Origin of the sequence: Streptomyces sp. NPDC001407, assembly GCF_042895325.1 — a bacterium.
In the GTDB taxonomy this organism is placed as follows: domain Bacteria; phylum Actinomycetota; class Actinomycetes; order Streptomycetales; family Streptomycetaceae; genus Streptomyces.
This window is the reverse complement of record NZ_JBIAWF010000016.1, coordinates 183,674-184,747: the sequence shown is the minus strand read 5'-3', so window position 1 is coordinate 184,747 and position 1,074 is coordinate 183,674. Positions and strand designations below refer to the sequence as shown.

Genomic DNA, 1,074 nt, shown 5'->3' with positions numbered 1-1,074 from the left:
CACCGAGATGATGCTCGCCGCCGCAGGCGCCCTCGCCGACGTCGTCGCCGAAGACGAACTCAACGCCAACTACATCATCCCCAGCGTCTTCAACGACAAGGTCGCCGGAGCCGTCGCCGGAGCCGTCCGGGAGGCCGCGAAGGCGGCCGGTGCGGCTGTGACGGGCACCACGACCGCCTGACGACGGCGCGTCGCGGGCCTTCGGGCCCGCGACCTGCCCATAAGGTGTCGGGCAGAAATCAGGCCGCAGAAATGCGGCTGTATCCGAGGCTGTGCCGCTTTCCGTGTGACTCTCCAGGGTGCCGGATTGGCTTTCCCGCCACTGGTGGGGGCAGGATGCGTAACCGGGCGCGAGGGTCTGGCAACAGACCCGGGTCCGGGGACTGTCCGAGGGCCCTGGCAGCATCGGCTTCGATCTCACGCCTCATTGGCAAGAAGAACACGGGAGTACAACATGAACCGCAGTGAGCTGGTGGCCGCGCTGGCCGACCGCGCCGAGGTGACCCGCAAGGACGCCGACGCCGTCCTGGCCGCGCTCGCCGAGACCGTCGGTGAGATCGTCGCCAAGGGCGACGAGAAGGTCACCATCCCCGGCTTCCTGACCTTCGAGCGCACCCACCGTGCCGCTCGCACGGCTCGCAACCCGCAGACGGGTGAGCCGATCCAGATCGCTGCCGGTTACAGCGTGAAGGTCTCCGCGGGCTCCAAGCTCAAGGAAGCCGCCAAGGGCAAGTAAGACCCCAGCGCGAAGGGCGGCCACCCCTGGGGGTGGCCGCCCTTTTGGCGCCTGCGGGCCCGTGGGGGCCGTACGGGGCCGCCGGAGTGCCGGGGGCATGGAAAAGCGCCTGTACGGGCCTTGAATGGCCCGTACAGGCGCTTACGGCCCGTCAGGACGGACCGCCTCCTTCACGCCTGTCGACGCATCAGGCTCCCGCGCGGTCCGGAAGCCGTCAGCTTCCACGCGGTCCTGGGAGGCCGGTCAGGCCTCTGCGCCGCCGGGGAGTTCGACGTTCGCGCCCAGCTCCTTGAGCTTCTGCATGCTGTGTTTGTCCGGGGGTGACCCCCGGACCCCCA

General features: G+C 69.5%; 1 protein-coding gene and 1 pseudogene. Both read left to right on the top strand.

Features of this window, described 5'->3' with window-relative positions; genetic code table 11:
• Nucleotides 1-181, top strand: a pseudogene (locus tag ACFY1P_RS22725) (NAD-dependent malic enzyme); the annotation flags it as partial.
• A gap of 273 nt (nucleotides 182-454) precedes the next feature.
• A complete protein-coding gene (locus ACFY1P_RS22720) occupies nucleotides 455-736 on the top strand; it encodes an HU family DNA-binding protein (RefSeq protein WP_071961969.1) in 282 nt (93 codons plus the stop codon).
• The last annotated feature ends 338 nt before the right edge of the window (nucleotides 737-1,074 follow it).

Coding starts and splice junctions, on each gene's coding strand:
- ACFY1P_RS22720 (WP_071961969.1), top strand. CDS start 455: ATGAACCGCAGTGAGCTGGTGGCCGCGCTGGCCGACCGCGCCGAGGTG.